Here is a 24,161-nt window from a genome sequence, read left to right on the forward strand (position 1 = left end):
GACTGTCACCCGGTCTGCTCGCCGGTACGAGTCACCTCGTAGCCCAGCAGTCGCTCGGCTTCCTCGATACCGCCCTGCAGGTCGCCGACCGCGTTCATCTTCGACAGGTCCAGGCCGATCGTCACCAGCGTCAGCGCGATTTCGGAGGACAGGCCGGTGATGATCACGCTGGCACCCATCAGCCCCGACGCGTCGACCGTCTGCACCAGGTGGTTGGCCACCGTCGAGTCGATGGTCGGCACACCGGTGATGTCGATGACCACCACCTTCGCGCGGTTGGCGCGGATGGCGCGCAACAGCTGTTCGGTGACCTGGCGCGCGCGCTGGCTGTCCAGCACACCGATGATCGGAAGGATCAGCAACTGCTCACGCACCTGCAGCACCGGCGTCGAGAGCTCCCGGATCGCCTCCTGCTGCTGGCGGATGATGCGCTCACGTTCCTGCACGAAGCTGACCGCCACGGTGTTGGCGATCCGGTTGGCGGCCGGCTCGTAGGCGTCTAGCACCCGGTTGAGCATCTCGAATTCGGTCTGGTATTTCTCGAACAGCGAGCGCGCCAGCACGTCGCGGAGCAGCAGGACGATCCCGACGACCTCGTCGGTTTCCACGCCTCGGGGGATGATGCGTTCGGACAGGTCGCGGGCGTAGGCCTGCAGCGCCTCGACGCTACCGGTCTCGAGCACCTCGACGTAGTTGTCGTAGACGGCCGTCGCTTCGGAGAAGAGCTCCTCGGGGGTCATCGCGGTGAGCAGCTCGGCCTCGGTGATGCGGCGGGCCCATTCCTCCCGCAAAACGGTCCGGTTCTGACGCAGATGCTGAACTAGCTGGGGCAACAGCCCCTCGCTGGAAATGCCGACGACTTGCGCTGCGGTGCCGGTACTGGTGAAATCCGACGTCGAATCTGACATATGGCCTCCCCAGGCCTCCCGAGTACACGTCACGCACTGCGGTCTGCAGTTCCTTTTTGCGAGACTAGCCTGGGTTGTCGCGGGCCACGTGTAGAGGGCATATTCTTCTCGCAGTTCGTAACGCAGGCTAGGGTTGAACGACGCTTAAGGCATTCAAGGCCCAGGACAAAGGATTGCCATTGTCAGCTCCTGATTCGATTACCACGTTGGTCGAGGACCACGACGGCGTTTCCGTGGTCAGTGTCAGCGGCGAAATCGATTTGGTCACGGCTCCTGCCCTGGAACAGGCCATCGGCGCGGTTGTCGCGGAGAGCCCCACCGCACTGGTCATCGATCTGTCAGCGGTGGAGTTCCTCGGTTCGGTCGGGCTGAAGATCCTGGCGGCGACGTACGAGAAGCTGGGCAAGGACACCGGGTTCGGCGTGGTCGCACGCGGCCCGGCCACCCGACGGCCGATTCACCTGACCGGTCTGGACAAGACCTTTCCGCTGTATCCGACGCTCGACGACGCGCTGACCGCGGTGCGGGACGGCAAACTCAACAGCTAGCGATTCCCGCGCCGCCGGGCGCGCCGGGTGCGATGATCACGGCTATGGACGTCGACCATCCGCAGGACGATCAGCGGTGGGATCGCCGTGAACGTGGCGAAACCGAAGTGCAACGGCTGGACCGCAATTGGAACAGCCTGCTGCAGGAGCTGCGCGTGGTCCAGACCGGGGTGCAGCTGCTGACCGGCTTCCTGCTGACGCTGCCGTTCCAGCAGCGTTTCGATGTCCTCGGACGCCCCATGCGCGATGTCTATCTGGCCACGGTGATGTGCGCGGTGTGCTCGACGGTGTTGCTGATCGCCCCGGTTGCGATGCACCGGATCCTTTTCCGGCGCCATCGGCTGCAAGTTCTCGTTTCCGCCGCTCACCGCTGTGCCTATGCCGGGCTGGGGCTGCTCGGCCTGGCGCTGATCGGCGTCACCACCATCATTTTCGCGGCGGTGTCCGGGCGGAATGTGGGCCTCGTCGCGGGCGCGTGCGCGCTGCCGCTGTTCATATTCTTTTGGTTCGTGCTGCCGTTGATGCTGCGCACTCGCGGCATGTGAAAACGCCCGCGGTCAGGGTGCCGCAGTGAGCGCCGCGATCCGGGTGGTTTCCAGATGGTCGAGCAGGTCTTGCGGATCGGCGAAGATCGGATCGGCTCCGGCCTCCCGCAACTCCGCGCCGGCGATGCCGCCGCTGAGCAGCCCGATGCACGGCACGCCCGCGCCCGCCGCGGCGTGCGCGTCCCACACGGCGTCCCCGACGAACACGGCGTGCCGGGCATCCACCCCGGCTCGGTCCAGCGCAACCCGCACGATCCCGGGTTCGGGTTTGGCGGTGTCGACGTCCCGCGACGACGTCGTCTCGGAGATGACGTCGTCGCAATCGAGCACTTTGCGCAGGATCTCCAGTTCGTCCTCGGGCGCCGAGCTGGCGAGCACGACCTGCAGCCCCAGCTCCGCGACGCGGCGCAGCAGGGCGCGGGCTCCGGGCAACGGTTCGAGCAGCGCGGTGATCTCGCGGTAGTACCGGCTGTGCTTGTCGCTGAGCCGCTCCTGCACGTCGGCCGGCGCGTCATCGGACAGCGTCCGCACCAGCCTCGAGCCGTCCATGCCGATGCAGCGGTGGATCCGCCACGACGCCACCACGATGCCTTCGGCGTCGAACGCGCGCTGCCACGCGTGGACGTGCAGGTAGTTGGAATCCACCAGGGTTCCGTCAACGTCGAACAAGACGGCGGGCGCACCGCCCGCATCCGCTTGCAACGTCATGTGGCGGGGCATACCCACGCCGGGCCCGGCTGACACCATCCGGCGGGTGATCGCGAGACGGCGGCCGGCTCACGTCCGTCCATTCGTGCGAATAACGCTGGCGCACAGGGGGTCTCATGGCCACCCAGCGGTTATCGCCCCCGGGGCCGCGTGCTCGGTCACGCCGGACCGCATGGGGGAATCCTGACACGCGGACCGCGCCGAAAATTTCTTATCTCGGATCGGTGTAGGGCGTGCATTAACGGGGTACTGCCTGCGCCACGGGTGAGTACAAGAAAGTGCGTCAGCCCGTCTGAGAGCAGGGAGGAACTCCGATGGCGACCACCACTGACTACGACGCACGCCGTGTATCCGACAACGACACCCAGGAAAAGTCCTCGCTTCGCGAGCTCGCGCCGACCCTGCACGGGGCGGGCACCACCGTGGTCGACGAGGACCCGAACGATGTGCACTTCTTCGAGCTGCCCGGCGCCGACCTGTCCGGGGAAGAGCTGACGGTGACCGTGATCCCGCAGCGGGCCGACGAGTTCACCTGCTCGAGTTGCTTTTTGGTGCAGCACCGCAGCCGGTTGCGTCGCTCCAGCGCCGGCCTCCCGGTCTGCGCCGACTGCGCGTAACGCCGCGACGGTTCACCGGATAGCCCTCCGCGGCCGCGCCGCGGCGTCGCCTCGCGCCTGCCCCGAAATGTCAGAGGCTTGAACTAGGTTCATCGGCAAGTCTGGGTCGGCGCGAACGGCACGTTGAGGAGTCATGGAGAAGATTCTCGGGTCGCTCCTCTTGCTGGGGTTAGCTCTCCCTTGGTATTTCACGCAGCAGGCCACCGGCAGCCCGCCCGCGGGATTTCTGGCCGGCCTCGGCGGGCTCGCGGTCGCGGTCGCCCTCCTGTGGTGGCTTTCGGTGCAGCGGGACCGCTATCAGGCCGACGCACAGCGCCGGCGCGACCTCAAATTCGCGAACTCCGGGCTGCGGGCCATCGATCGAATGTCCGGTACCGAATTCGAGGAATTCGTTGCCGCGCAGCTGCGCATCGCGGGCTACAGCGTCACCCCGACGGCGAGCACCGGCGACTACGGGGTGGACCTCATCGCCAAGAAGGACGGCGTCCGCATGGCGGTGCAGTGCAAAAGGCTGGCCAAGGCCGTCGGCGTCGCCGCGGTGCAACAGGTCGTGTCCGGGTCGCTACACCACGGTTGCAATCGGACGGTCGTGGTGACCAACCAGACGTTCACGAAGGCCGCCCGCCAACTGGCCATCACCCACCAATGCCGTCTGGTCGGGCGCACGCAACTGCGGAGCTGGACGCGGGTGGCGCCCATCCCCGTGCGGGGCCCCCGCCGCGCACCCAGCGTCGCGCCCGGCGGCGGCGCCGGGAACCAGGGTTAGAATCCGCGAGATGCCCAGGGCCGCAGCGCATTTCGGTGGCTGCGAACGCGTTCGCGTCAGCGCCGGGTCGTGTCCTCGATGACCCGGCGCGCGATAACGCGCAGCGGGGTGTTCATGCTCTGCGACAGTTTGATCAGCGTGTTGAACGCCGTGTCGTCATCGAGGTCATAGCGCTCCATCAGGATGCCCTTGGCCTGCCCGATCGTGTCGCGGGTGCTCAGGGCTTCCCTGAACTGCTGGGCGCGCACGACGTTGCTCCACGCCAGGGCACCCAGCGTGGCGAAGACGGCGGCCACCCGGCGGGAGTCGTCGGAAAAGGCGTGCGGGCGTTCGGCATAAAAGTTCAGCGCTCCCATGCTCAGCTCGTCGGCGTACATCGGCAGTGACAGGATGCTGCGCACCGGGGTGTGGGCGAGCGCGTCGGCCTGATACTTCGGCCAGCGCGCGTCGGCCGCGAGGTCGTTGATGACGACGACCTTCCGGGTCCACGCGGCGTGCACGCACGGCCCTTCGAGGTGGCGTTGCTGGAACTCGTCGAGCAACCTGGCGCAATCGTCCGTGACCGAGGGGGTGCTGACCTCGTTCTTCCGGCTGGTGACGGTGATCCCCGCCTCCTGCGCCCCGGGCACCCAGCGCGCCGCCGCCCTGGTCAGCTCGTCCAGCACCTGCGGGAAGTCCGCCGCGTCGGCGGAATAGATGGCGCGCAGAACGTCGGTGAGCAGGGTGAAATCTTCGAGATTGGTCACTGAATGTCGCCTTCGTGCGTCGAGACCGGTTACAGGCAAAATCCCGCGCCGTTTCAGCAGCCTGCGGTCTCGCAAGGCGATCATTGGTCAGTTATGACGGCGACGAATGTCAATGCTGTCTGCTCAGCATTACGGTGAGATCCACTATATTGGCCGGGTTTTGGGCGATTGCGCCCGCACCGGATGGGCAGACCTAACTGGTCGGGGTGGCGGGATTCGAACCCACGGCCTCTTCGTCCCGAACGAAGCGCGCTACCAAGCTGCGCCACACCCCGCCTGAAGCTCCGACAGCCTATCGCACCGGGCTATCGGGTGGCCAAACCGCGGTGCGCCACATCACTCCCACGAGCACGAACGCTCGAACTCGACCAGCGCCGCGGCGGGGCCCGTCGGATCCAGTCCCTGTTCCGCGACCCACTCGTCGCTGAAGTACGTGTCGCGGTAGCGGTCGCCGCTGTCGGCGAGCAGCGTGACCACCGAACCGCTGCGGCCTTCGGCGACCATCTCGGCGAGCAGGCCGAACGCGCCCCACAGGTTGGTGCCCGTGGACGGCCCCACCCGGCGCCCCAAAACGGCGCTGACGTGGCGCGCGGCTGCGATCGAGGCCGCGTCGGGGACGGCCACCATGCGGTCGACGACGCCGGGGAGAAACGAGGGCTCCACCCGCGGCCGGCCGATGCCCTCGATCCGCGACGACGTGGGCATCACCAAGTCGTTCAGGTCGTCGCGGCCATGGGCGTAGGCGGGAAAGAAGGCGGAGTTCTCCGGGTCGACCACGCACAACCGGGTGGCGTGCAGTCGATAGCGGATGTAGCGCCCGATCGTCGCGCTGGTTCCGCCGGTGCCCGCGCCGACCACGATCCATTCCGGGACGGGGAAGCGCTCCTCGCGCATCTGCTCGAAGATCGACTCGGCGATGTTGTTGTTGCCCCGCCAGTCGGTGGCGCGTTCGGCGTTGGTGAACTGGTCCAGGTAGTGGCCGCCGGTTTCGCGGGCGACGCGCTCGGCTTCGGCATACACCTCGCTGGAGCTCTGCACGAAATGGCAACGGCCGCCGTGGGCTTCGATCAGCGCCACCTTCGATGCGCTCGTCGCCGCCGGCATCACCGCGACGAACGGGAGCCCCAACAGGGCCGCGAAATAGGCCTCCGACACCGCCGTCGAACCCGAGGACGCCTCGACCACCGTGGTGCCCTCGTCGATCCAGCCGTTGCACAGGGCGTAGAGGAACAACGAACGGGCCAGCCGGTGCTTGAGGCTGCCGGTGATGTGGGTGGTCTCGTCCTTGAGGTACAGCGCGACGTCGACGTTGCTGCTCCACCGCGAAGGCAGCGGATAGCGCAGCAGGTGGGTGTCAGCGCTGCGACGCGCGTCGGCATGGATCAACCGGATCGCGTTGTCGGTCCAGCAACGTGAGCGGCTGCGGACCGCGATCCGGGTCCGGTCGGTCAACGCACCGAAGCTGTTGGCTGCGAACGGCTCAGGTCCCTGGCCGCGCCGCGGTCGCCCATCGGGGTGGCGATCAGGGTCAGCATGGTCGCCTCCGGCCGGCAGCAGAACCGCACCGGCGCGAACGGCGAGGTCCCCATCCCCGCGGAGACGTGCAACTGCATGTGCGCGCCCCACCGCGACGGCCCCTTCGCGCGTGAGCGGTCCAGGCCGCAGTTGGTCACCACGGCGCCGTAGAACGGCAGGCACACCTGGCCGCCGTGGGTGTGTCCGGCCATCACCAGTTGATAGCCGTCGGCGGCGAAGCGGTCCAGCACCCTGGGCTCCGGGGAATGGGTCAGCCCGAGCCGCAGGTTCGCCGCCGGACTGGCCGGGCCGGCGATGGTGTCGTAGCGGTCCCGGTCGAGGTGGGGGTCGTCCACGCCCGCGGCGGCGACGTGCAGGCCCGCCACCTCGAACTCGCGTCGAGTGTGGGTGAGGTCGAGCCAGCCACGCTCGGTGAACGCCGCCCGCAGGTCCTGCCAGGGCAGCGGCTCACCGCGGACCCGGTGCGACGGGTTGGTCACGTAGTTCATCGGGTTCTTCAGGCGCGGCCCGAAGTAGTCGTTGCTGCCGAACACGAAGACACCCGGCCGTGACAGCAGGTCACCCAGGGCCTGGACGACCGCCGGGACGGCCTTCGGGTGGGCCAGGTTGTCGCCGGTGTTGACGACCAGGTCAGGTTCCCAGCCGGCCAGCTCTCGCAGCCACGCCTGTTTGCGCCGCTGGCCGGGCGTCATGTGGAGGTCACTGATATGGAGCACGCGCAGCGGGGTGGAGCCGGGGCTCAACACGGGCATGGTGATCTCGCGCAGGACGAAGGCGTTGCGCTCGATGATCGCGGCATAGCCGAGGCCGGCGACGCTCGAACCGAGCGCCGCGACACCGGCACGTATCAGGACGGGCAAAACAGCAGCCATGGTGGCAGCCTACTGCCGGCCGCGGACCGGCAGCGTATCTCTTGCGTCACGCCGCAATCGGGTCTCGCCGTACGACGATGCGGCCCGCGAAGCAGCGGGGTGCTGAGGAGTGCGGCAATCGGGTCTACGGCGGCGGCGCACCGGGCGGGGCCGGCGGCGGCGGCGCCATCAGGGGGATGGTGATCGGCGGCAGCCCCGGAATCTCGACGACCTGCGAGCCGACCGGCACCGGCGCGCCTTCGGGGGGCGGCGGCGGAGCCGGCGGGATGCCGTTGCTGACCTGAATGGTGATGATCGAGCCCGGAATGGTTGCGCCGCTCGGTGTCGTGCCGACCACCTCGCCCTGCTTTGCGCTGCTGTTGACGAAGTTGTTCTGGTCGGCGACCTGGAAGCCCGCCTCCTTGATGCGCGCGCGTGCCGCATCGATGTCCAGGCCCGCCACGCTCGGCACCCGCGACCCGGGAGAGCCGTCGACGTAGCGCGGGTCGGTGGGCGGCAGCTGCACCGGCCCGAAACTGGTGGCGATCGGCTTCATCGCGGTGAACCAGGTGCGCGCGGGCTCGTTACCGCCGTACAGGTCGCCCTCGCCGCAGTGCCGCAGCGGGGACGAACACAAATCCGTGGGGTTGGTGGAGTCGTCGTAGATGTAGTTGGCCGCCGCGTAGTGGTTGGTGAATCCGACGAAGCCCGAGGAGCGGTGGGCTTCGGTGGTGCCCGTCTTACCGGACATCGGCAGGTCCCAGCCCGCCGCGCCGGCCGAACCCGCCGCCGTGCCACCGCCCAGCGCGTCCTTGCTCATCGCGTTGGCCAGGGTGTTGGCCAGGCCCTCGGGGACCACCTGATCGCAGGTCTCGGTCGTCACCGCGACCTCATTGCCCTTGCGGTCGACCAGCTTGTCGATCGGGTTCGGCGGGCACCAGGTGCCCCCGGAGGCGAGGGTGGCCGCGACGTTGGACAGTTCCAGCGCGTTCACCTCGATCGGGCCCAGGGTGAACGAGCCGATGTTCTGCCGTTTGACGAAGTCGGCCAGGCTCTCGTTGCTGTCGGGGTTGTAGTCGCGGGCGGTGCCCGGGTCGGCGTAGGACCGCAGCCCGAGTTTGATCGCCATGTCCACCGTGCGCGTCACGCCGACCTGCTGGATCAGCTTGGCGAACGCGGTGTTGGGCGAGGTGGCCAACGCGTCGGTCACGTTCATCGACCCGCGGTAGTTGCCGGCGTTGACCACGCACCAGTTGTCCTTCGGGCAGCCCTTGGCCCCGCCGCTACCCATGCCCTTCGCCTGGAACCGTCCCGGCACCTCGAGGGTGGCGTTGATGCCCATCCCCATGTCCAGGGCCGCGGCCGTCGTGAAGATCTTGAATACGGAGCCCGCGCCGTCGCCGACCAGGGAGAAGGGCTGCGGTCGCATGGTCTGGCCGGCGTCGACGTCCAGCCCGTAGGTGCGGTTGCTGGCCATCGCCATCACCTTGTGCGACGTCTTGCCGGGCTGGATCACGCTCATCACGCTCGAGATGCCCGGCAGCGTCGGGCTGGCGAACTTGTCGATCGCCGACTTGACCGGGAGCTGCACGTCCGGGTCCAACGTGGTCTTGATCAGATAGCCGCCCCGGGCCACCTGTTCCTTGCTGATCCCGGCCCGGGAGAGGTACTCCTGCACGTAGTCGCAGAAGAACGCCCGATCGCCCGCCGCGATGCAGCCGCGGGGCAGCTCGTTGGGCTGCGGCAGGATCCCCAGCGGCGCGGCCTTGGCGGCTTGCAGCGCCTCGGCCTCCTGCGGGATGTTCTCGATCATGGTGTCCAGCACCAGGTTTCGCCGCGCGAGAGCGCCCTCGGGGTTGGTATAAGGGTTGAGCGCGCTGGTCGATTGCACCATGCCCGCCAGCAGCGCCGCCTGCTGCCAGTTCAGGTCGGAGGCGTTGATCCCGAAGTAGGTCTGGGCGGCGTCCTGCACGCCGAACGAGTTGTTGCCGAACGAGACCAGGTTCAGGTACCGGGTCAGGATCTCGGGCTTGGTGAAGGTCTTGTCCAGCGTCAGCGCCATCCGGATCTCGCGCAGCTTGCGCGCCGGGGTGGTTTCCACCGCCGCGCGCTTCTCCGCGTCGGTCTTCGCGGTGACCAGCAACTGGTAGTTCTTGATGTACTGCTGCTCGATGGTCGAACCGCCGCGCGTGTCCACGTCACCGCGCGCATAGCCCGCCAGCCCGGTCAGCGTGCCCTTCCAATCCACCCCGTTGTGGTCGGCGAACCGCTTGTCCTCGATGGAGACGATCGCCAGCTTCATCGTGTTGGCGATCTTGTCGCTGGGCACCTCGAACCGGCGTTGCGAATACAGCCAGGCGATGGTGTTGCCCTTGGCGTCGACCATCGTCGTCACGGCCGGCACCTCGCCCTCGAGCAGCTGCGCGGAGCCGTTGGCGACCACTTCCGAGGCCCGATTGGACACCAGCCCGATGCCACCGGCGACGGGAAAAAGGAGGGCGGTGGCGACGACGCTGGCCAACAAACAGAACCCCGCGAGCTTCAGAATCGTGAGCGCGGCCGGGGGGCGGTCTGACATGGGTACTACAGTAGCGGCCTCCAGTCACGCCGCCACGCTGCAACTTCACCCGAAAATTTTCCGCTGCTGGGGCCCCGGGCGCGCGTTGAGAATTTGCGGTTGCGTCACAGGTCAGACGGGTAGCCGAGTGTGCAAGATCACTTCGCCGCCCGATTTTTTGTACGAGACGGCACGTTCGTCCCAAAAAATGCGTTATCGGACTGTTGCGCAATTGGCACCTGACCACCTAACTTAGACACACGGTGAGATTCAGGTAACACCGATGTACATGGTGAGGCGTAGATCGCAGGGTTGGATCTGCACCCAAGGAGGGCGGCCGTGACGGGCGGCCGGTAGGGAAAGGGAACGATTCGTGTCACCAATACGGCCGGCGGCGCGTAGGACAAACATTGCAGCCGCACAAGGTGTACTCCGCAGCGTCGATGCTGAAGATCGGATCGCTTGGGTCTCGAAGGCGCTATGCCGCACGACCGATCCCGACGAACTGTTTGTCCGTGGCGCGGCCCAGCGCAAGGCGGCGGTGATCTGCCGCCACTGCCCGGTGATGCAGGAGTGCGCGGCGGACGCGCTGGACAACAAGGTCGAGTTCGGGGTGTGGGGCGGCATGACCGAGCGGCAACGCCGCGCGCTGCTCAAGCAGCACCCCGAGGTGGTGTCCTGGGCGGACTTCTTCGACAAGAGCAGAAGCCGCACCGCCGGCTGACCGAACGCCGCAGCGCTGCGCCCGCTGGTAGGGGTGGCTCGGCCTAAGCGACCGACGTGATCTGGTCGGCGAGGGCCCGCAGCGCTTCCAAATCCGAAACGTCAAACGGCAGCGACGGAACGCCGATGACCGGCACGTGCGGGTTGGCTCCGGTGAATCGGGACAGCAATCTGACTTCCCGCTTGGCGGTTTGGGCGCGGTCGGCATGAATTTGCAACACGGCGGCGGCCAGCGACGCGGCTTCGGGATCGGTCCCGTGCTCGAGCATCTCGGTGGCGTCGATCGCCCGCTCGGCCGGCAGGGAGCACAACGTCGGATGCGTGCGGTTCAAGACCAGCCCGGCGAGCGGCATCCCTTCCTGCGACAGCCGGTCGACGAAGAAGGACGCCTCGCGCAGCGCGTCGGGCTCGGCCGCCGACACCACAACGAATTGCGTGCCACGCCTTTTCAGCAGCGCGTACGTGCGATCGGCCTTTTCCCGGAAGCCGCCGAATGTGGCGTCCAACGATTGCACGAACGCGGCGGCGTCGCCGAGCATCTGTGAGCCCAGGATCGTGGACATCGCCTTCATGGCCAAACCCATTGCGCCGGTGACCAACCGGCCGATGCCGCGGCCCGGCGCCAGCAACAGCCGCCACAGCCGGCTGTCCATGAAGCTGCCCAGCCGCTTCGGCGCGTCCAGGAAGTCCAGCGCGTTGCGCGAGGGCGGGGTGTCGACGACCACCAGGTCCCAGCGATCCTCGGCCAGCAGCTGACCCAGTTTCTCCATCGCCATGTATTCCTGCGTGCCCGCAAGCGAACTGGCGACGGTTTGATAGAACTGGTTGTCCAGAATCGCTTGTGCGCGACCGGGTCCGGAGTATTGGACCACCATTTCGTCGAAGGTGCGACGCATGTCGAGCATCATCGCGTGCAACTCGCCGGGCACCTCCGCCGCCAGCGGGACTCGCTGCGGGGTGTTGCCGAGGTCGTTGACCCCCAGCGCCTGGGCCAGTCGCTTGGCCGGGTCGATCGTCAAGACGCAGACGTTGCGGCCGTATTCGGCGGCGCGCAGCGCGATCGCGGCGGCGGTGGTCGTCTTGCCCACACCGCCCGCGCCGCAGCACACCACCACGCGGTTGGATGTGTCGGCCAGGATAGCGGCCATATCAAGCGTTTTCGGTGTGGTGCTCATCGAACTCCCTGCTGCGCAAGCGATTCCGACAGCTCGTAAAGGCTGCCCAAATCGACACCGTCGGAAATCGCCGGAAGCTGCAGCCGCGGCACCTTCAAGGCATCGAGCTGCTGTGCGATCTCGGAGCGCGTGGCGATCACCGTCGCGTGCTCGATGGTCTCGGTCAGCAACCCCGCGAAGTCGTTGTCGTTCAACGTGATTCCGGCCTTTTCCAGCCCGGCCCGCACCGAGTCGGCGTCGATATCCCCCTCGGCGGCTTTCGCCAGATCGGCCGGCTGCAGGTAGGAGGGGATGTTGCGGTTGACGATCACGCTGCCGATCGGCAGCTGCATCTCGGCGAGTTCCTCGATGGCTTCCAGTGTCTCCTGGACGGGCAGCGCCTCCAACAGGGTGACCAGGTGAATGGCGGTCTGCTCGGAGTGCAGCAGCTTCACCACCCCGTCGGCCTGCGAGTGCACCGGGCCGCCCTTGGCCAGATCGGAGACGGCCTTGGTGACATCCAGAAACCGCGCGATCCGTCCCGTCGGCGGGGCGTCGACGACGATCGCGTCATACACCGGGAGCCGATTCTTGTCGACGCGTATCACCGTCTCTTTGATCTTCCCGGTGAGCAGCACGTCGCGCAGGCCGGGCGCGATGGTCGTCGCGAACTCGATCGCACCGATGCGCCGCATTGCGCGGCCCGCGATGCCCAGGTTGTAGAACATGTCGAGGTATTCCAGGAACGCGGCCTCGATGTCGATCGCCAGGGCGTTGACCTGACCGCCGCGTTCGGCGGTCGCGATCTTCACCTCCTGATACGGCAGGGGCGGGACGTCGAAGAGTTGCGCAATCCCTTGGCGGCCCTCGACTTCCACGAGGAGGACTTTGCGGCCCCCGGCCGCGAGCGCCAGCGCCAGCGCCGCCGCGATCGTCGACTTGCCCGTACCGCCTTTGCCGGTCACAAAATGTAAGCGGGCCTTGGTCAAGCGCGCCGGCCAGCCGACGGCGCTACCACCGCTCGATGTGGTTGCCACCTTCGCATGCTAGCCGGGCTGGCCGGAGCGGTTCACCACCGACCGATAAGCTCGCCGCATGAGCGAACCGACCGCCTGGGAGTACGTCACCGTCCCGTTGCTGACGCACGCCACCAAACAGATCCTCGACCAGTGGGGCGCCGACGGCTGGGAGCTGGTCTCGGTGCTGAACGGCCCGACCGGCGAACAGCACGTCGCCTACCTCAAACGCCCCAAGTAAAGATGAGCGCCCAGCCTTCCTGGAAGGCCCGCATCGGGGAGCTCGGTCTCGCGCTGCCGGAGGTGGTCGCGCCGCTGGCCTCCTATGTACCGGCGGTGCGCACGGGCAACCTGGTCTACACCGCGGGCCAGCTGCCGATGCAGGCCGGAAAGCTGGCGGGCACCGGCAAGCTCGGCGCGGAGGTCACCCCCGACGAGGGCAAGGCGATGGCGCGGATCTGCGCGCTCAACGCGCTGGCGGCGGTCGATTCCCTGGTGGGGATCGACTCGGTGACCCGGGTGGTGAAGGTCGTCGGGTTCGTCGCATCGGCTCCCGGTTTCAACGGCCAGCCAAGCGTCATCAACGGCGCCTCCGACCTGCTCGGCGAGGTGTTCGGCGAGCGGGGCGCGCATGCGCGGTCGGCGGTCGGCGTCTCCGAGCTGCCACTGGACGCGCCGGTGGAAGTGGAGCTGATCGTCGAGGTCGGCTGACGGCCGTGACCGAGGTTGCCGAGTCGCTGACCCACCCCGCATACGGCAGGTTGCGGGCGGTCACCGACACGGTCTCGGTCCTGCTGGCCGACAACCCAGGCCTGATGACGCTGGAGGGCACCAACACCTGGGTGCTGCGCGGCCCGCGCAGCGACGAGCTGGTCATCGTGGACCCCGGGCCCGACGACGACGAGCACATCGCGCGGATCGCCGCGCTGGGCCGCATCGGTTTGGTGCTGATCAGCCACCGGCACGGCGATCACACCGACGCCATCGACAAGCTCGTCGAGCGCACCGGCGCGACGGTCCGGTCGGCGGGCAGCGGCTTCCTGCGTGGGCTTGGCGGCGAGCTGGTCGACGGCGAGGTGATCGATGCGGCCGGACTGACGATCAAAGTCATGGCCACCCCCGGCCACACCGCCGATTCGCTGTCCTTCGTGCTCGACGACGCCGTGCTGACCGCCGATACCGTCCTGGGCCGCGGCACCACCGTGATGGACAAGGAAGACGGCAGCCTCACCGACTACCTGGAATCGCTGCACCGGTTGCGCGGTCTGGGCCATCGCGCCGTGCTGCCCGGGCACGGGCCGGAGTTGCCGGACCTGGACGCCGTCACGCGCGGATACATCGCGCACCGGCATGAGCGACTGGAGCAGGTGCGATCGGCGCTGCGGGAGCTCGGCGAGGACGCGGACGCCCGCCAGATCGTCGAACACGTCTACGTCGACGTCGACGAGAAGCTGTGGGACGCCGCCGAGTGGTCGGTGCAGGTCCAGCTGGATCATCTGCGCGGCTAGCGCGAACTCGCCCGGCGAGCGTTCGCGAGCGTAACGCCACTGCGAAATTGAGCGCCGAAAATCGCAGCCACGTTACGCTCGCGGACCAACGTTCGCGCCCGGGGCTTATCGAGCTCGGCGCGCGAGCCTTTCGGAGTCCGAGATCAGCACGCTCTTGCCCTCGAGGCGGATCCAGCCGCGGTGGGCGAAGTCGGCCAGCGCCTTGTTCACCGTCTCCCGTGAGGCCCCCACCAACTGCGCGATCTCTTCCTGCGTCAGGTCGTGGGTGACCCGCATGGCGCCGCCTTCTTGGGTGCCGAAACGCTGGGCGAGCTGCAGCAGCTGCTTGGCCACCCGGCCGGGCACGTCGGTGAAGATGAGGTCGGCCAGGTTGTTGTTGGTGCGGCGCAGCCGTCGGGCCAGCACCCGCAACAACTGCTCGGCGATCTCGGGGCGATCGGCGATCCACGCCCGCAGGGCGTCGCGGTCCATCGACACCGCACGCACCTCGGTGATGGTGGTGGCGCTGGAAGTCCGCGGACCCGGGTCGAAGATCGACAGTTCGCCGAACATATCCGACGGGCCCATGATCGTCAGCAGGTTCTCGCGTCCATCGGGCGAGCGGCGACCGATCTTCACCTTCCCCGCGACGATGATGTAGAGCCGATCCCCCGGTTCCCCCTCAGCGAAGACTGTGTGTCCGCGGGGGAAGTCGACGGGTTGCAGCTGCTTGGTCAGCGCTGTGACCGCGCCGGGCTCAACCCCTTGGAAGATTCCTGCCCTTGCCAGGATCTCGTCCACGTTGCCTCTTCAACTTTCCCAGAAAATTAATGTATACGGGCAGGCTGATCCCTTGCTCGCGTGACGAGTCTAGAGGAACGCCATTGTGTCTAACGTGCCAACGCTACACACGATTGGCGTGTCGAGGTGCCCTAAATTGCGGATTGACGTGCGAATGGCCGTGGATTCGCGTCGGCAATGTCATCTCATCGCGGTCGACGAAGCCGACGGCAAATGACGGCGCGGCGTGGCGCGGCCCGTCGGTGCGCCCGGTCAGCACGGGGCCGGACAGTTGCCGGGCCTCGCGTCGATGCAGGTACTCGAGCGCCTCGGGCATGCCTTCGCAGGCCAGGGTGCGCATATCGACGTCGCCCGCGCGCTCGAGAAACTCGTCGACATCGGCCACTGCCAGGGCGTCATGGGTGAGTTCGAACTCGAGCCGACCCAGACCGAGCGCCGCCAGCATCAGCAGCACCGGAACGCCGGCTACCAGCAACCATGACACACGAAGAGTAAACATGGCCTTGCATCAACACGAGGTCTCGGCGAGATCACGAAATCAGTACTCTGTCGTAGGTGACAGTGGCAAAGTCGTCCGGGCGGTCGAAGTCGACGCCGGCCCAGCCCGGTGGCGTCGAGGCCCGGCGCTGGTCGCAGGAATCCCGAGTTGGCTTGGTGCGACGGGCGCGGCGGATGAATCGTGCGCTGGCACAAGCGTTTCCGGACGCGCACTGCGAGCTGGACTTCACCACGCCGCTGGAGTTGACGGTCGCCACCATCCTGTCCGCGCAGAGCACCGACAAGCGGGTCAATCTGACGACGCCGGCACTGTTCAAGCGGTACCCGTCGGCGCTCGACTACGCCCAGGCCGACCGCGCCGAACTGGAAACCCTGATCCGCCCGACCGGCTTTTTCCGCAACAAGGCGTCCTCGCTGATCGGCCTCGGCCAGGCCCTAATCGAACGGTTCGAGGGCGAGGTGCCGGGCACCATGGGCGAGCTGGTCACGCTGCCCGGTGTGGGCCGCAAGACCGCCAACGTGATCCTGGGCAACGCCTTCGGGGTCCCGGGCATCACCGTCGACACGCATTTCGCGCGGCTCGTGCACCGGTGGCGCTGGACCACGGACAACGACCCGGTCAAAATCGAGCACTCCGTCGGCGAGCTCATCGAGCGCAGTGAGTGGACCATGCTGAGTCACCGGGTGATCTTTCACGGCCGACGGGTGTGCCACGCGCGCAAACCCGCGTGCGGCGTCTGCCTGATCGCCAAGGACTGCCCCTCCTTCGGCCTGGGACCCACCGAGGCGCCGCTGGCCGCGCCCCTGGTGCGGGGTCCGGAAACCGAGCACCTGCTCGCGCTGGCCGGGCTGTAACCCGCGCCGGAACCGACTCGCACAGGGACCGCATGCCGATGTGGAGGCCGACGCTCACCCGGAAGGCTCGCTGGCACATCGCGATTCTGGCGGTGGTCGTGGCGCTCATCGCGGCGCTGGTGGCGCAGCTGCGCGACCACCCGGCCACGACGGGGACTCCGGCGACCGAACGTGGCGATCAGACCGCGGCGGACCGGGAACACCGCGACGCCGACACCCCGGCGGCGTTGGCGGGTCCGCGGCAACGGGCCGGCCTGGCGCCGTGCCCCGGAGCCGGAAGCGGTCCCGGCCCCGAGGCCCTGCGCGGCGTGACGGCGGAGTGCGCGGCCGACGGTTCGGTCGTCGATGTCGCCCGCGCGGTGGCCGGGCGCCGCGTGGTCCTCAACTTGTGGGCGTATTGGTGCGCGCCGTGCGCCGCCGAACTGCCCGCGATGGCCGAGTATCAACGGCGGGCCGGTTCGGACGTGACGGTGGTGACGGTGCATCAGGACGAGAACGAGACCGCCGCCTTGCTGCGGCTGGCCGAGCTCGGCGTTCGGCTGCCGACCTTGCAGGACGGTCGTCGCCGGGTCGCGGCCGCGCTGAGGGTGGTAAATGTGATGCCCGCGACGGTGGTTCTGCGGCCGGACGGTAGCGTTGCGCAGACGCTGCCGCGAGCTTTCACCACTGCCGACGAGATCGCGGCGGCGATCGGAACCGACAGGGGATAAGCGGAAAAATTGAGCCGACTGGAGGGGCCGTGAGTGCTGGGGGTTCGCCCCTGCGGAATGGGGACCCCGCCCCCACACGCGGGACCGTTCCGCTGACGCCCGACGCCTGCCCGTCCTGGCTGCGTCCGCTGGTCGACAACGTCGATGACGTTCCGGATGCGGCCCGGCGCCGGCTGCCGGCCGACGTGCTGGCGATGATCACCACCAAGGCCGCTTCGGCGGTCACCGCCCTGCGCGGAGGCTCCCGCGAAGCCGCGGTCCTGGTGTTGTTCTCCGGCCCGCAATCCGGTCCACCCGATGGCGGCCTCCCCGACGACGCCGACCTGTTGGTCACCGTGCGGGCGTCGACCTTGCGTCACCACGCCGGCCAGGCCGCGTTCCCCGGTGGCGCCGCCGATCCCACCGACGCCGACCCGGTGGCCACCGCCCTGCGCGAGGCCCGCGAGGAAACCGGAATCGAGGTCAGCAGGCTGCATCCGCTGGCCACCCTGGAGCGAATGTTCATCGCGCCCTCGCAGTTTCACGTCGTCCCGGTGTTGGCGTACTCGCCGGATCCCGGTCCGGTGGCCGTTGTCAACGAGGCCGAGACGGCGATCGTCGCACGAGTTCCGGTGCGCGCCTTCATCAATCCGGAAAACCGGTTGATGGTGTACCGCGGCGACCTCGGCCGCCGGTGGGCCGGCCCGGCGTTTCTGCTCAACGAGATGCTGGTCTGGGGATTCACTGGCCAGGTGATCTCCGCGTTGCTCGACGTCGCCGGCTGGGCGCAGCCCTGGGACACCGCCGACGAGCGGGAGCTGGACGCGGCGATGGCGCTGGTCGGTGAACGGGGCGAGACCCGCCGATGAACATGAATTCGATGACCCCGTCGCAGTGGCTGGATATCGCCGTGCTGGCGGTCGCCTTCATCGCGGCGGTCTCGGGTTGGCGGTCGGGGGCGTTGGGTTCGCTGCTCTCGTTCGTGGGGGTGTTGCTCGGCGCGATCGCCGGGGTGTTGCTGGCGCCCCACCTTGTCAGCCACATCGCCGCCCCGCGCGCCAAATTGTTTGCGGCACTGTTCTTGATCCTCGCGCTCGTCGTCATCGGTGAGGTCGCCGGCGTGGTGTTGGGGCGAGCAGTCCGGGGCGCGATCCGCAGCCGCTCCATCCGCACTCTCGACTCGGTCATCGGGGTGGGAGTGCAGCTCGTCGTGGTGTTGACCGCCGCGTGGCTGTTGGCGACGCCGCTGACGCAGTCGAAGGACCAGCCGGAGCTGGCCGCCGCGGTCCGGGGTTCGCGAGTGTTGGCTCAGGTCAACGAGGTTGCACCGCCTTGGCTCAAGACGGTGCCCAAGCGGCTGTCCGCACTGTTGAACACGTCCGGCCTGCCCGCCGTGTTGGAGCCGTTCAGCCGGACCCCGGTCATCCCGGTCGCCTCACCCGACCCCGAGTTGGCCCGCAATCCGGTGGTGCAGTCCACCGCCCCCAGCGTGGTCAAGGTGCGCAGCCTGGCCCCCAGCTGCCAGAAGGTGTTGGAGGGCAGTGGATTCGTGATCGCGCCCGACCGGGTGATGACCAATGCGCATGTAGTGGCCGGCTCCAACAGCGTTCAGATCTACGCCAGCGGCAGCCCCCTCGACGCGACCGTGGTGTCCTACGATCCGTCGGTCGATATCGCGATCCTGGCGGTCCCCAACTTGCCGCCACCGCCGTTGCCGTTCGCGCAGACCGAGGCGAAGACGGGTGCCAGTGTCGTCGTGCTCGGTTATCCGGGTGGGGGCAACTTCACCGCGACACCGGCCAGGATCCGGGAGCTGATCAAATTGAGTGGGCCCGATATCTACCGGGACCCGGCGCCGGTCACCCGCGACGTCTACACGATCAGAGCCGGTGTGGAGCAAGGCAATTCGGGTGGACCGTTGATCGATCTCGACGGCCATGTGCTCGGTGTGGTGTTCGGCGCGGCCGTCGACGACCCCGACACCGGCTTTGTGCTGACCGCCGACGAGGTGGCCGGTCAGCTCGCCAAAATCGGTGACACGCAGACGGTGGGCACCGGGTCCTGCGTCAGTTGAGGCCGGCTCGGGACGCGTGCACCTGGTCGAGGAATCTCGTCAGGTGCCTGTTGACTTCCTCGGGTGCCTCTTCGTGGCTGAAATGCCCTGCGCCGGCGATGGATACGTAGCGCCCCTGCGGCGCGTAACGTTGCGTCCGATTGACCGGGTCGGCCAGCACGTAGGGATCCGCCTCGCCGCGTAGGTGCAACAGCGGCACACTGAGCTGCTGGCACATCGACCTCATGAACCGCCGCCCCTCGTCGCGCAGCTGGCTGCGCGCCGCCCAGCGCTGGTATTCCAGCGCGCAGTGCGCGGCCCCCGGAATCTGTATCACCGTCCGCAGATGGCCGATGGTCTCGGAAAAGTCCTCGGATGCAAGCCATTTCGCGCAGCTACGGCTGCGGACCAGGTGTTCGATCTCCGCCGCGTTGTTGCGGGTCAGCAGGCGCTCGGGCCACAACGGCAGTTGGTATGGCAGCAATGTTTGCAACAGCGCGTAACCCTGGTCGCGTCGCGTCAATGTGGATCGCCGCAACGCCGCCGGGTGCGGCGAGCTGATCAGCGCGATGGCCGAGACCAGCCGCGAATGCAGCAGCGCGGTGGCCCAGCAGGCCAGCCCGCCGTCGGCGTGGCCGACCAGCGTCGCCGAGGAGTGCCCGAGCGCACGGATGAGTCCGGCCGTGTCCCCGGCCAGCGTCCAGCCGTCGTAGCCGCGGGGCGGCTTGTCGCTGCCGCCGTAACCGCGCAGGTCGACCGCGACCACGCGCGCGCCGGTGAGCCCGCGCAGCTGGTGACGCCAGGACCACCAGAACGATCCGAATCCGTGCAGCAGCATCACCAACGGCCGCGCCGTCGGCGGCAGGCCGCCGGCATCGCGGGGAGGAAGGGCCTCCACGACGTGAAAGCGGATGCCGTTGGCGTGCACATCCAGGTGGCGCCACGGCCCGTCGATGCGGGTTACCGACGGATCGGGCGGCGCCATCTACCCGCCCGAGGGATCGCCGGCGGCTTCGTCGCCGCGCTTCGCGTGCCTGCCGTGCGACTGGGTGAGTTGCTTGTCATGGCCCGGCGTGAGCGCGGTGCGGGTCTCCTTGACCGATTCGATCGTCTGGCGCGGCCCTCGAATCCGGCGCACCTTGAGGAAGCCCAGCAAGGCGAGTGCGGCGCCGACCACCACCATGATCCCGAAGACGATCAGGTAAGCCACCCAGCGCCACAGCCAGGTGTCGAGCAGTTCGGCGACGAAGAAGAAGAAAAAGAAGGTGGAGTAGAACAGCACCACGAGCGCGGCGATGAAGAAAACGCTACCGGTGAGGCCCTTTTTGACGTCGCGGGTAATTTCGGCGCGGGCCAGTTCGACTTCGGCGCGCACCAACGTGGAGACCTGGGTCGTCGCGTCCTTGATCAGGTCGCCGATCGACGACTCGGTGGGCTTGGCGTGCGGGTCGGTCAACGGAATCGTGGTCAGCGTGCTGGGCACACCGTTCTTGCCATCGGCTTTGCTCACAGACCGTCCTCTTTCGTCGTCGCCAGGCTCGCTGTCGTCGCGGTTCATGTTGCCACGTGGCGCCTGGACAGGAGAAGCCAGACGAGGCCGGCCGAACATGCGACCGCCCGCTGGCCAGTTGGGTTCGGCCAGAACGCGGTCGGCCGGGACGCGCGGCCGAAGCGAACATGGCTCCCCGGCCGATTACACTCGGCCAAGCCGGTCGCGATGTCCGGCCGACGATGGGAGTGAGGCTGTGCGGAGGGCGCACCGATGCTTCTTGGTGGCGATGGTTGCCCTGCTCGTGGCCGTGCTCGGTTCGCATGGCCACGCCGCCGCCGCTGATGTCAGGATCCCGCTGGGGGGTGGGGCGGGCATCGTTGTCAACGGCGACACCATGTGCACGCTGACCACCATCGGTGGGGATGCCGCGGGCGAGCTCATCGGATTCACCTCCGCGCACTGCGGGGGCCCGGGCGCTCAGGTCGCCGCCGAGGGCGCGGAAAACGCGGGGATATTGGGCACCATGGTCGCCGGCAACGACAACCTCGACTACGCGGTGATCAAGTTCGATCCGGCCAAGGTGACACCGGTGGCGAACTTCAACGGCTTCTTGATCAGCGGCATCGGCCCGGACCCGGCCTTCGGCGAGATCGCCTGCAAACAGGGCCGCACCACCGGCAATTCGTGCGGCGTCACCTGGGGGGCGGGCCAGACCCCGGGCACCATCGTGATGCAGGTCTGCGGCCAACCGGGTGATTCCGGCGCGCCGGTGACCGTCAACAATGAGTTGGTCGGAATGATCCACGGGGCGTTCAGCGACAACCTGCCGACATGCATCGTCAAGTACATCCCGTTGCACACCCCGGCGGTGGTCCAGTCCTTCAACGCGATCCTGGGCGACATCAACGCCAAGCACCGCCCCGGTGCGGGGTTCAGCCCGCTGCCGGCCTGAACGGCACCGGCTACTTCGCCGCCCTGATCGCGTCGAACACGCCGGGGTCGAGCAGCGTTGAGGTGTCGCCCAATTCGCGGTTCTCGGCGATGTCGCGCAACAGCCTGCGCATGATCTTGCCGCTGCGGGTCTTGGGCAGCTCGGGCACCACGTGCACCTCGCGCGGACGCGCGATGGGGGAGATCTCCCGGGCCACCTCGACGCGCAGGTCGTCGACGATTCCGTCGTGCACCTCGAAATCCGCGCACAGGACGACGAACGCGCAGATGGCCTGACCGGTTGTCTCGTCGGTCGCGCCGACCACCGCCGCCTCGGCCACCGCGGCGTGGCCGACCAACGCCGACTCCACCTCGGCCGTGGAGAGCCGATGGCCCGACACGTTCATCACGTCGTCGATGCGGCCGACCACCCAGATGTCGCCGTCGGCGTCGTAATAGGCGCTGTCACCGGCGAAATACCAGCCTTGCTCGGCGAATCGGGACCAGTAGGTCTCGACATAACGTTGCGGATCGCCCCAGATGCCGCGCAGCATCGACGGCCACGGCTGGTCCAGCACCAGGTAGCCGGTGACGTGCTCGCCCTTGTCCTCGCCCGGCGGCGGCAGCTCCTCGCCGTGGTCGTCGACGATCTTCGCCGAGACCCCCGGCAGCGGCCTCATCGCCGAACCCGGTTTGGCCGCAGCGACCCCCGGCAACGGGGAGATCATCGTGGCGCCCGTCTCGGTCTGCCACCAGGTGTCGACGATCGGGAGGCGCTCGGCGCCGATCACCTTCCGGTACCAGCGCCACGCTTCGGGGTTGATCGGCTCGCCGACCGACCCCAGCAGCCGCAGGCTGGACAGGTCGTGCGCATCGGGGATCTCGCGGCCCCACTTCATGAATGTGCGAATCAGCGTGGGCGCCGTGTAATAGATTGTCACACCGTATTTTTCGATGATGTCGAAATGACGGTGCTGGGTCGGGCTGTCGGGTGTGCCTTCGTAGAGCACCTCGGTGACCCCGTTGGCCAGCGGACCGTATACACCGTAGGTGTGTCCGGTGACCCAGCCGATGTCGGCGGTGCACCAGAACACGTCGGTGTCGGCCTTGATGTCGAAGACGTAGTGGTGCGTGTAGGCGGCGTGTGTCAGGTAGCCGCCGCTGGTGTGCACGATGCCCTTGGGCTTGCCGGTGGTGCCCGAGGTGTACAGCAGGAACAACGGCTGCTCGGCGCCGAACGGCTCCGGGGTGTGTTCGGGGGAGGCGGCGTCCACGACGTCGTGCCACCACAGGTCGCGGTCGTCATCCCAGGACACGTCAATTCCGGTGCGCCGCACCACCACAACGTGCTCGATGGGGCTGTCCGGGCCCGCAACCGCCTCGTCGGCGGCGTCCTTGAGGGGCGCGGGCTTGCCGCGGCGGAATTGCCCGTCGCTGGTGATCAGCAGCTTGGCGTCGGCGTCGGCGATGCGGGCCTGCAACGCTTTGGCGGTGAAGCCCGCGAACACGACGCCGTGCATGACGCCCAGGCGCGCGCAGGCCAGCATCGCGATCACCGCCTCGGGGATCAGCGGCAGGTAGATCGCGACGCGGTCACCGGCTACCAGGCCGAGATCGGTCAGCGCGTTGGCGGCCTTGCAGACTTCGGCTTGCAGCTGCGCGTAGGTCAGGCTGCGGTGGTCACCGACCGGCTCGCCCTCCCAGTGGATGGCGATGCGATCCCCGTGGCCGGCCTCGACGTGGCGATCGACGCAGTTGTACGCGACGTTGAGCTTGCCGTCGGCGAACCACTTGGCGAACGGCGCGTCGGACCAGTCCAGCACCTCGGTGAACGGCGTTGCCCAGGACAGCCGATTGGCCTGGTTCGCCCAGAAGGCCAGCCGGTCCTGTTCGGCTTCGCGGTACAGCTCCTCGCCCGCGTTGGCCTGTTCGACGAAGTGCGCCGACGGGGGATACGACGAGGGGCCCGCAGGGTGGGTTGCGGTCACTGGCTTCTCCTGTGTCGAGACTGCGCCGTTGGCTGGCCGACTGCGAGCCTAGCTGTGTGCGGCGTGGCTCTGCGAGCGGCAGTTGTGTGCCGAATCCGGGGTCAAAGTGTGCCCTCAGGGCGGATAATCACCGTGTGCCGGGTCATGGGCGGAGCATCCGCCGACTAGCCCCCAGCTTCGCCGCGGCCGCAACGACTTACGCCGCCGCCGCGGTGCTGGGGTGGCCCGCGTCGGCCATGCCGGCCGACACCGTCGACGCGCCGACGCCGTGCTGGTCGGACCAGATCGCCGTGTCCGCCTCCCCGACGGAGGCCGCGGTGGGGCACCGCGCGGTGACCCTGATCTTCACCCTCGCCGGCGGCGCGGAGCCCTGCACCATCGCCGGATACGCCGGGGTCGACTCGGGCGCCGGCGGCCCATTGGTGCACGCCCGGCCCACGTTGCGCGGATACATGGGCGGCCTGCCCAGCGGCGTCAACGTCGCGCCCGCCGTCATCCTGTCCATCTCGACCCAGGGCCAGGCGATCGTCGAGGGCGTCGCCGTCGACGGTGAGGGAAAGCCGTGCCCCACCTACACGGACTTGCTCGTCAATCCGCCCGGCACCACCAACGTGGTGACGGTGTCGGCCACCATCGAGGCCTGCGAGTTGCAGGTGCATCCCGTCACCGCGGTCTGAGCGAGTCAGTCGGCCC

27 protein-coding genes and 1 tRNA gene are annotated in these 24,161 nt (G+C 68.0%); 14 read left to right on the plus strand and 14 right to left on the minus strand.

Annotated elements, in window-relative coordinates:
• Positions 1-5: 5 nt before the first annotated feature.
• On the minus strand, positions 6-908 hold the full coding sequence (locus JF781_RS07270) for an STAS domain-containing protein (RefSeq protein WP_009954780.1): 903 nt from the start codon (positions 906-908) through the stop codon (positions 6-8).
• A 179-nt stretch (positions 909-1,087) separates the two neighbouring features.
• Between JF781_RS07270 and JF781_RS07275 the strand changes: the two genes are divergently transcribed.
• Both JF781_RS07275 and JF781_RS07280 read left to right on the plus strand, forming a co-directional pair.
• The gene (locus JF781_RS07275) at positions 1,088-1,456 is read left to right on the plus strand and encodes an STAS domain-containing protein (protein ID WP_225326148.1); all 369 of its coding nucleotides are present in this window, start codon (positions 1,088-1,090) and stop codon (positions 1,454-1,456) included.
• 44 nt (positions 1,457-1,500) lie between these two features.
• The gene (locus tag JF781_RS07280; RefSeq protein ID WP_225326149.1) at positions 1,501-2,001 is read left to right on the plus strand and encodes a DUF6328 family protein; all 501 of its coding nucleotides are present in this window, start codon (positions 1,501-1,503) and stop codon (positions 1,999-2,001) included.
• A gap of 12 nt (positions 2,002-2,013) precedes the next feature.
• Here the strand turns inward: JF781_RS07280 and JF781_RS07285 are convergent, their stop codons facing one another.
• Complete coding sequence (locus JF781_RS07285; protein ID WP_225326150.1) at positions 2,014-2,709, minus strand: HAD family hydrolase; 696 nt, start codon at positions 2,707-2,709, stop codon at positions 2,014-2,016.
• 314 nt (positions 2,710-3,023) lie between these two features.
• On the opposite strand from JF781_RS07285, the gene JF781_RS07290 reads away from it, so the two are divergent.
• Positions 3,024-3,326, plus strand: coding sequence for a DUF4193 domain-containing protein (locus JF781_RS07290; RefSeq protein WP_225326151.1), 303 nt, complete (start codon positions 3,024-3,026; stop codon positions 3,324-3,326).
• Between the two features lie 133 nt (positions 3,327-3,459).
• Positions 3,460-4,092, plus strand: coding sequence for a restriction endonuclease (locus tag JF781_RS07295; protein WP_225326152.1), 633 nt, complete (start codon positions 3,460-3,462; stop codon positions 4,090-4,092).
• Positions 4,093-4,148: 56 nt separating this feature from the next.
• Here JF781_RS07295 and JF781_RS07300 read toward each other — a convergent pair whose 3' ends face one another.
• The 5 genes from JF781_RS07300 to ponA2 form a co-directional block, all read right to left on the minus strand.
• A complete protein-coding gene (locus JF781_RS07300; RefSeq protein ID WP_225326153.1) occupies positions 4,149-4,838 on the minus strand; it encodes a GAF and ANTAR domain-containing protein in 690 nt (229 codons plus the stop codon).
• A gap of 198 nt (positions 4,839-5,036) precedes the next feature.
• A tRNA-Pro gene (locus JF781_RS07305) sits at positions 5,037-5,113 on the minus strand.
• A 61-nt stretch (positions 5,114-5,174) separates the two neighbouring features.
• Positions 5,175-6,290, minus strand: a complete 1,116-nt coding sequence (locus tag JF781_RS07310) for a PLP-dependent cysteine synthase family protein (RefSeq protein ID WP_225326154.1) — start codon at positions 6,288-6,290, stop codon at positions 5,175-5,177.
• Positions 6,287-7,246 (minus strand): metallophosphoesterase, encoded by a 960-nt coding sequence (locus JF781_RS07315; RefSeq protein ID WP_225326155.1) that lies wholly within the window; start codon positions 7,244-7,246, stop codon positions 6,287-6,289. The genes JF781_RS07310 and JF781_RS07315 overlap by 4 nt, the downstream gene beginning before the upstream one ends.
• 124 nt (positions 7,247-7,370) lie before the next feature.
• Positions 7,371-9,803, minus strand: a complete 2,433-nt coding sequence (gene ponA2 / locus JF781_RS07320; RefSeq protein ID WP_225326156.1) for a transglycosylase/D,D-transpeptidase PonA2 — start codon at positions 9,801-9,803, stop codon at positions 7,371-7,373.
• A 352-nt stretch (positions 9,804-10,155) separates the two neighbouring features.
• Here ponA2 and JF781_RS07325 point away from each other — a divergent pair, with 352 nt between their 5' ends.
• The gene (locus tag JF781_RS07325) at positions 10,156-10,506 is read left to right on the plus strand and encodes a WhiB family transcriptional regulator (RefSeq protein WP_225326157.1); all 351 of its coding nucleotides are present in this window, start codon (positions 10,156-10,158) and stop codon (positions 10,504-10,506) included.
• Positions 10,507-10,549: 43 nt separating this feature from the next.
• On the opposite strand, the gene JF781_RS07330 is transcribed toward JF781_RS07325, so the two are convergent.
• Entirely contained in the window at positions 10,550-11,680 is a 1,131-nt protein-coding gene (locus JF781_RS07330; RefSeq protein ID WP_225326158.1) for an ArsA family ATPase, read from the minus strand.
• Entirely contained in the window at positions 11,677-12,696 is a 1,020-nt protein-coding gene (locus JF781_RS07335; protein WP_225326159.1) for an ArsA family ATPase, read from the minus strand. Before JF781_RS07335 ends, JF781_RS07330 begins: the two co-directional genes overlap by 4 nt.
• A gap of 58 nt (positions 12,697-12,754) precedes the next feature.
• Between JF781_RS07335 and JF781_RS07340 the strand changes: the two genes are divergently transcribed.
• The 3 genes from JF781_RS07340 to JF781_RS07350 are packed head-to-tail and all read left to right on the plus strand — an operon-like array spanning position 12,755 to position 14,183.
• Entirely contained in the window at positions 12,755-12,916 is a 162-nt protein-coding gene (locus tag JF781_RS07340; RefSeq protein ID WP_095576409.1) for a DUF4177 domain-containing protein, read from the plus strand.
• 2 nt (positions 12,917-12,918) lie between these two features.
• The gene (locus JF781_RS07345) at positions 12,919-13,386 is read left to right on the plus strand and encodes a RidA family protein (RefSeq protein ID WP_225326160.1); all 468 of its coding nucleotides are present in this window, start codon (positions 12,919-12,921) and stop codon (positions 13,384-13,386) included.
• A 5-nt stretch (positions 13,387-13,391) separates the two neighbouring features.
• On the plus strand, positions 13,392-14,183 hold the full coding sequence (locus JF781_RS07350; protein WP_225326161.1) for an MBL fold metallo-hydrolase: 792 nt from the start codon (positions 13,392-13,394) through the stop codon (positions 14,181-14,183).
• Between the two features lie 105 nt (positions 14,184-14,288).
• Here the strand turns inward: JF781_RS07350 and crp are convergent, their stop codons facing one another.
• Entirely contained in the window at positions 14,289-14,963 is a 675-nt protein-coding gene (crp, locus tag JF781_RS07355; protein WP_007772229.1) for a cAMP-activated global transcriptional regulator CRP, read from the minus strand.
• 103 nt (positions 14,964-15,066) lie between these two features.
• A complete protein-coding gene (locus JF781_RS07360) occupies positions 15,067-15,462 on the minus strand; it encodes a hypothetical protein (protein ID WP_225326162.1) in 396 nt (131 codons plus the stop codon).
• A 173-nt stretch (positions 15,463-15,635) separates the two neighbouring features.
• Between JF781_RS07360 and nth the strand changes: the two genes are divergently transcribed.
• Genes nth through marP form a run of 4 tightly spaced genes read left to right on the plus strand, consistent with a single transcriptional unit; the run spans position 15,636 to position 19,079 of the window.
• Entirely contained in the window at positions 15,636-16,316 is a 681-nt protein-coding gene (nth, locus tag JF781_RS07365) for an endonuclease III (RefSeq protein ID WP_225326316.1), read from the plus strand.
• Positions 16,317-16,348: 32 nt separating this feature from the next.
• Positions 16,349-17,026, plus strand: coding sequence for a TlpA disulfide reductase family protein (locus JF781_RS07370; RefSeq protein WP_225326163.1), 678 nt, complete (start codon positions 16,349-16,351; stop codon positions 17,024-17,026).
• A gap of 29 nt (positions 17,027-17,055) precedes the next feature.
• On the plus strand, positions 17,056-17,874 hold the full coding sequence (locus JF781_RS07375; RefSeq protein WP_225326164.1) for a CoA pyrophosphatase: 819 nt from the start codon (positions 17,056-17,058) through the stop codon (positions 17,872-17,874).
• A gap of 11 nt (positions 17,875-17,885) precedes the next feature.
• Entirely contained in the window at positions 17,886-19,079 is a 1,194-nt protein-coding gene (gene marP, locus JF781_RS07380) for an acid resistance serine protease MarP (RefSeq protein WP_225326165.1), read from the plus strand.
• Here marP and JF781_RS07385 read toward each other — a convergent pair.
• Positions 19,072-20,043 carry an alpha/beta fold hydrolase gene (locus tag JF781_RS07385; protein WP_225326166.1) on the minus strand — a complete coding sequence of 324 codons (972 nt, stop codon included), beginning with the start codon at positions 20,041-20,043 and terminating at the stop codon, positions 19,072-19,074. The genes marP and JF781_RS07385 overlap by 8 nt on opposite strands.
• Positions 20,044-20,568, minus strand: a complete 525-nt coding sequence (locus tag JF781_RS07390; RefSeq protein WP_225326167.1) for a phage holin family protein — start codon at positions 20,566-20,568, stop codon at positions 20,044-20,046. It lies immediately after the preceding gene.
• A gap of 235 nt (positions 20,569-20,803) precedes the next feature.
• On the opposite strand from JF781_RS07390, the gene JF781_RS07395 reads away from it, so the two are divergent.
• Positions 20,804-21,502, plus strand: a complete 699-nt coding sequence (locus tag JF781_RS07395; protein ID WP_225326168.1) for a S1 family peptidase — start codon at positions 20,804-20,806, stop codon at positions 21,500-21,502.
• Between the two features lie 10 nt (positions 21,503-21,512).
• Here JF781_RS07395 and acs read toward each other — a convergent pair whose 3' ends face one another.
• Positions 21,513-23,468, minus strand: a complete 1,956-nt coding sequence (gene acs / locus JF781_RS07400; protein WP_225326169.1) for an acetate--CoA ligase — start codon at positions 23,466-23,468, stop codon at positions 21,513-21,515.
• Between the two features lie 134 nt (positions 23,469-23,602).
• Here acs and JF781_RS07405 point away from each other — a divergent pair, with 134 nt between their 5' ends.
• Positions 23,603-24,145 (plus strand): DUF4232 domain-containing protein, encoded by a 543-nt coding sequence (locus JF781_RS07405; protein ID WP_225326170.1) that lies wholly within the window; start codon positions 23,603-23,605, stop codon positions 24,143-24,145.
• Positions 24,146-24,161 lie beyond the last annotated feature (16 nt).

It is taken from the genome of Mycobacterium sp. WUMAC-067 (assembly GCF_020217485.1).
In the GTDB taxonomy this organism is placed as follows: domain Bacteria; phylum Actinomycetota; class Actinomycetes; order Mycobacteriales; family Mycobacteriaceae; genus Mycobacterium.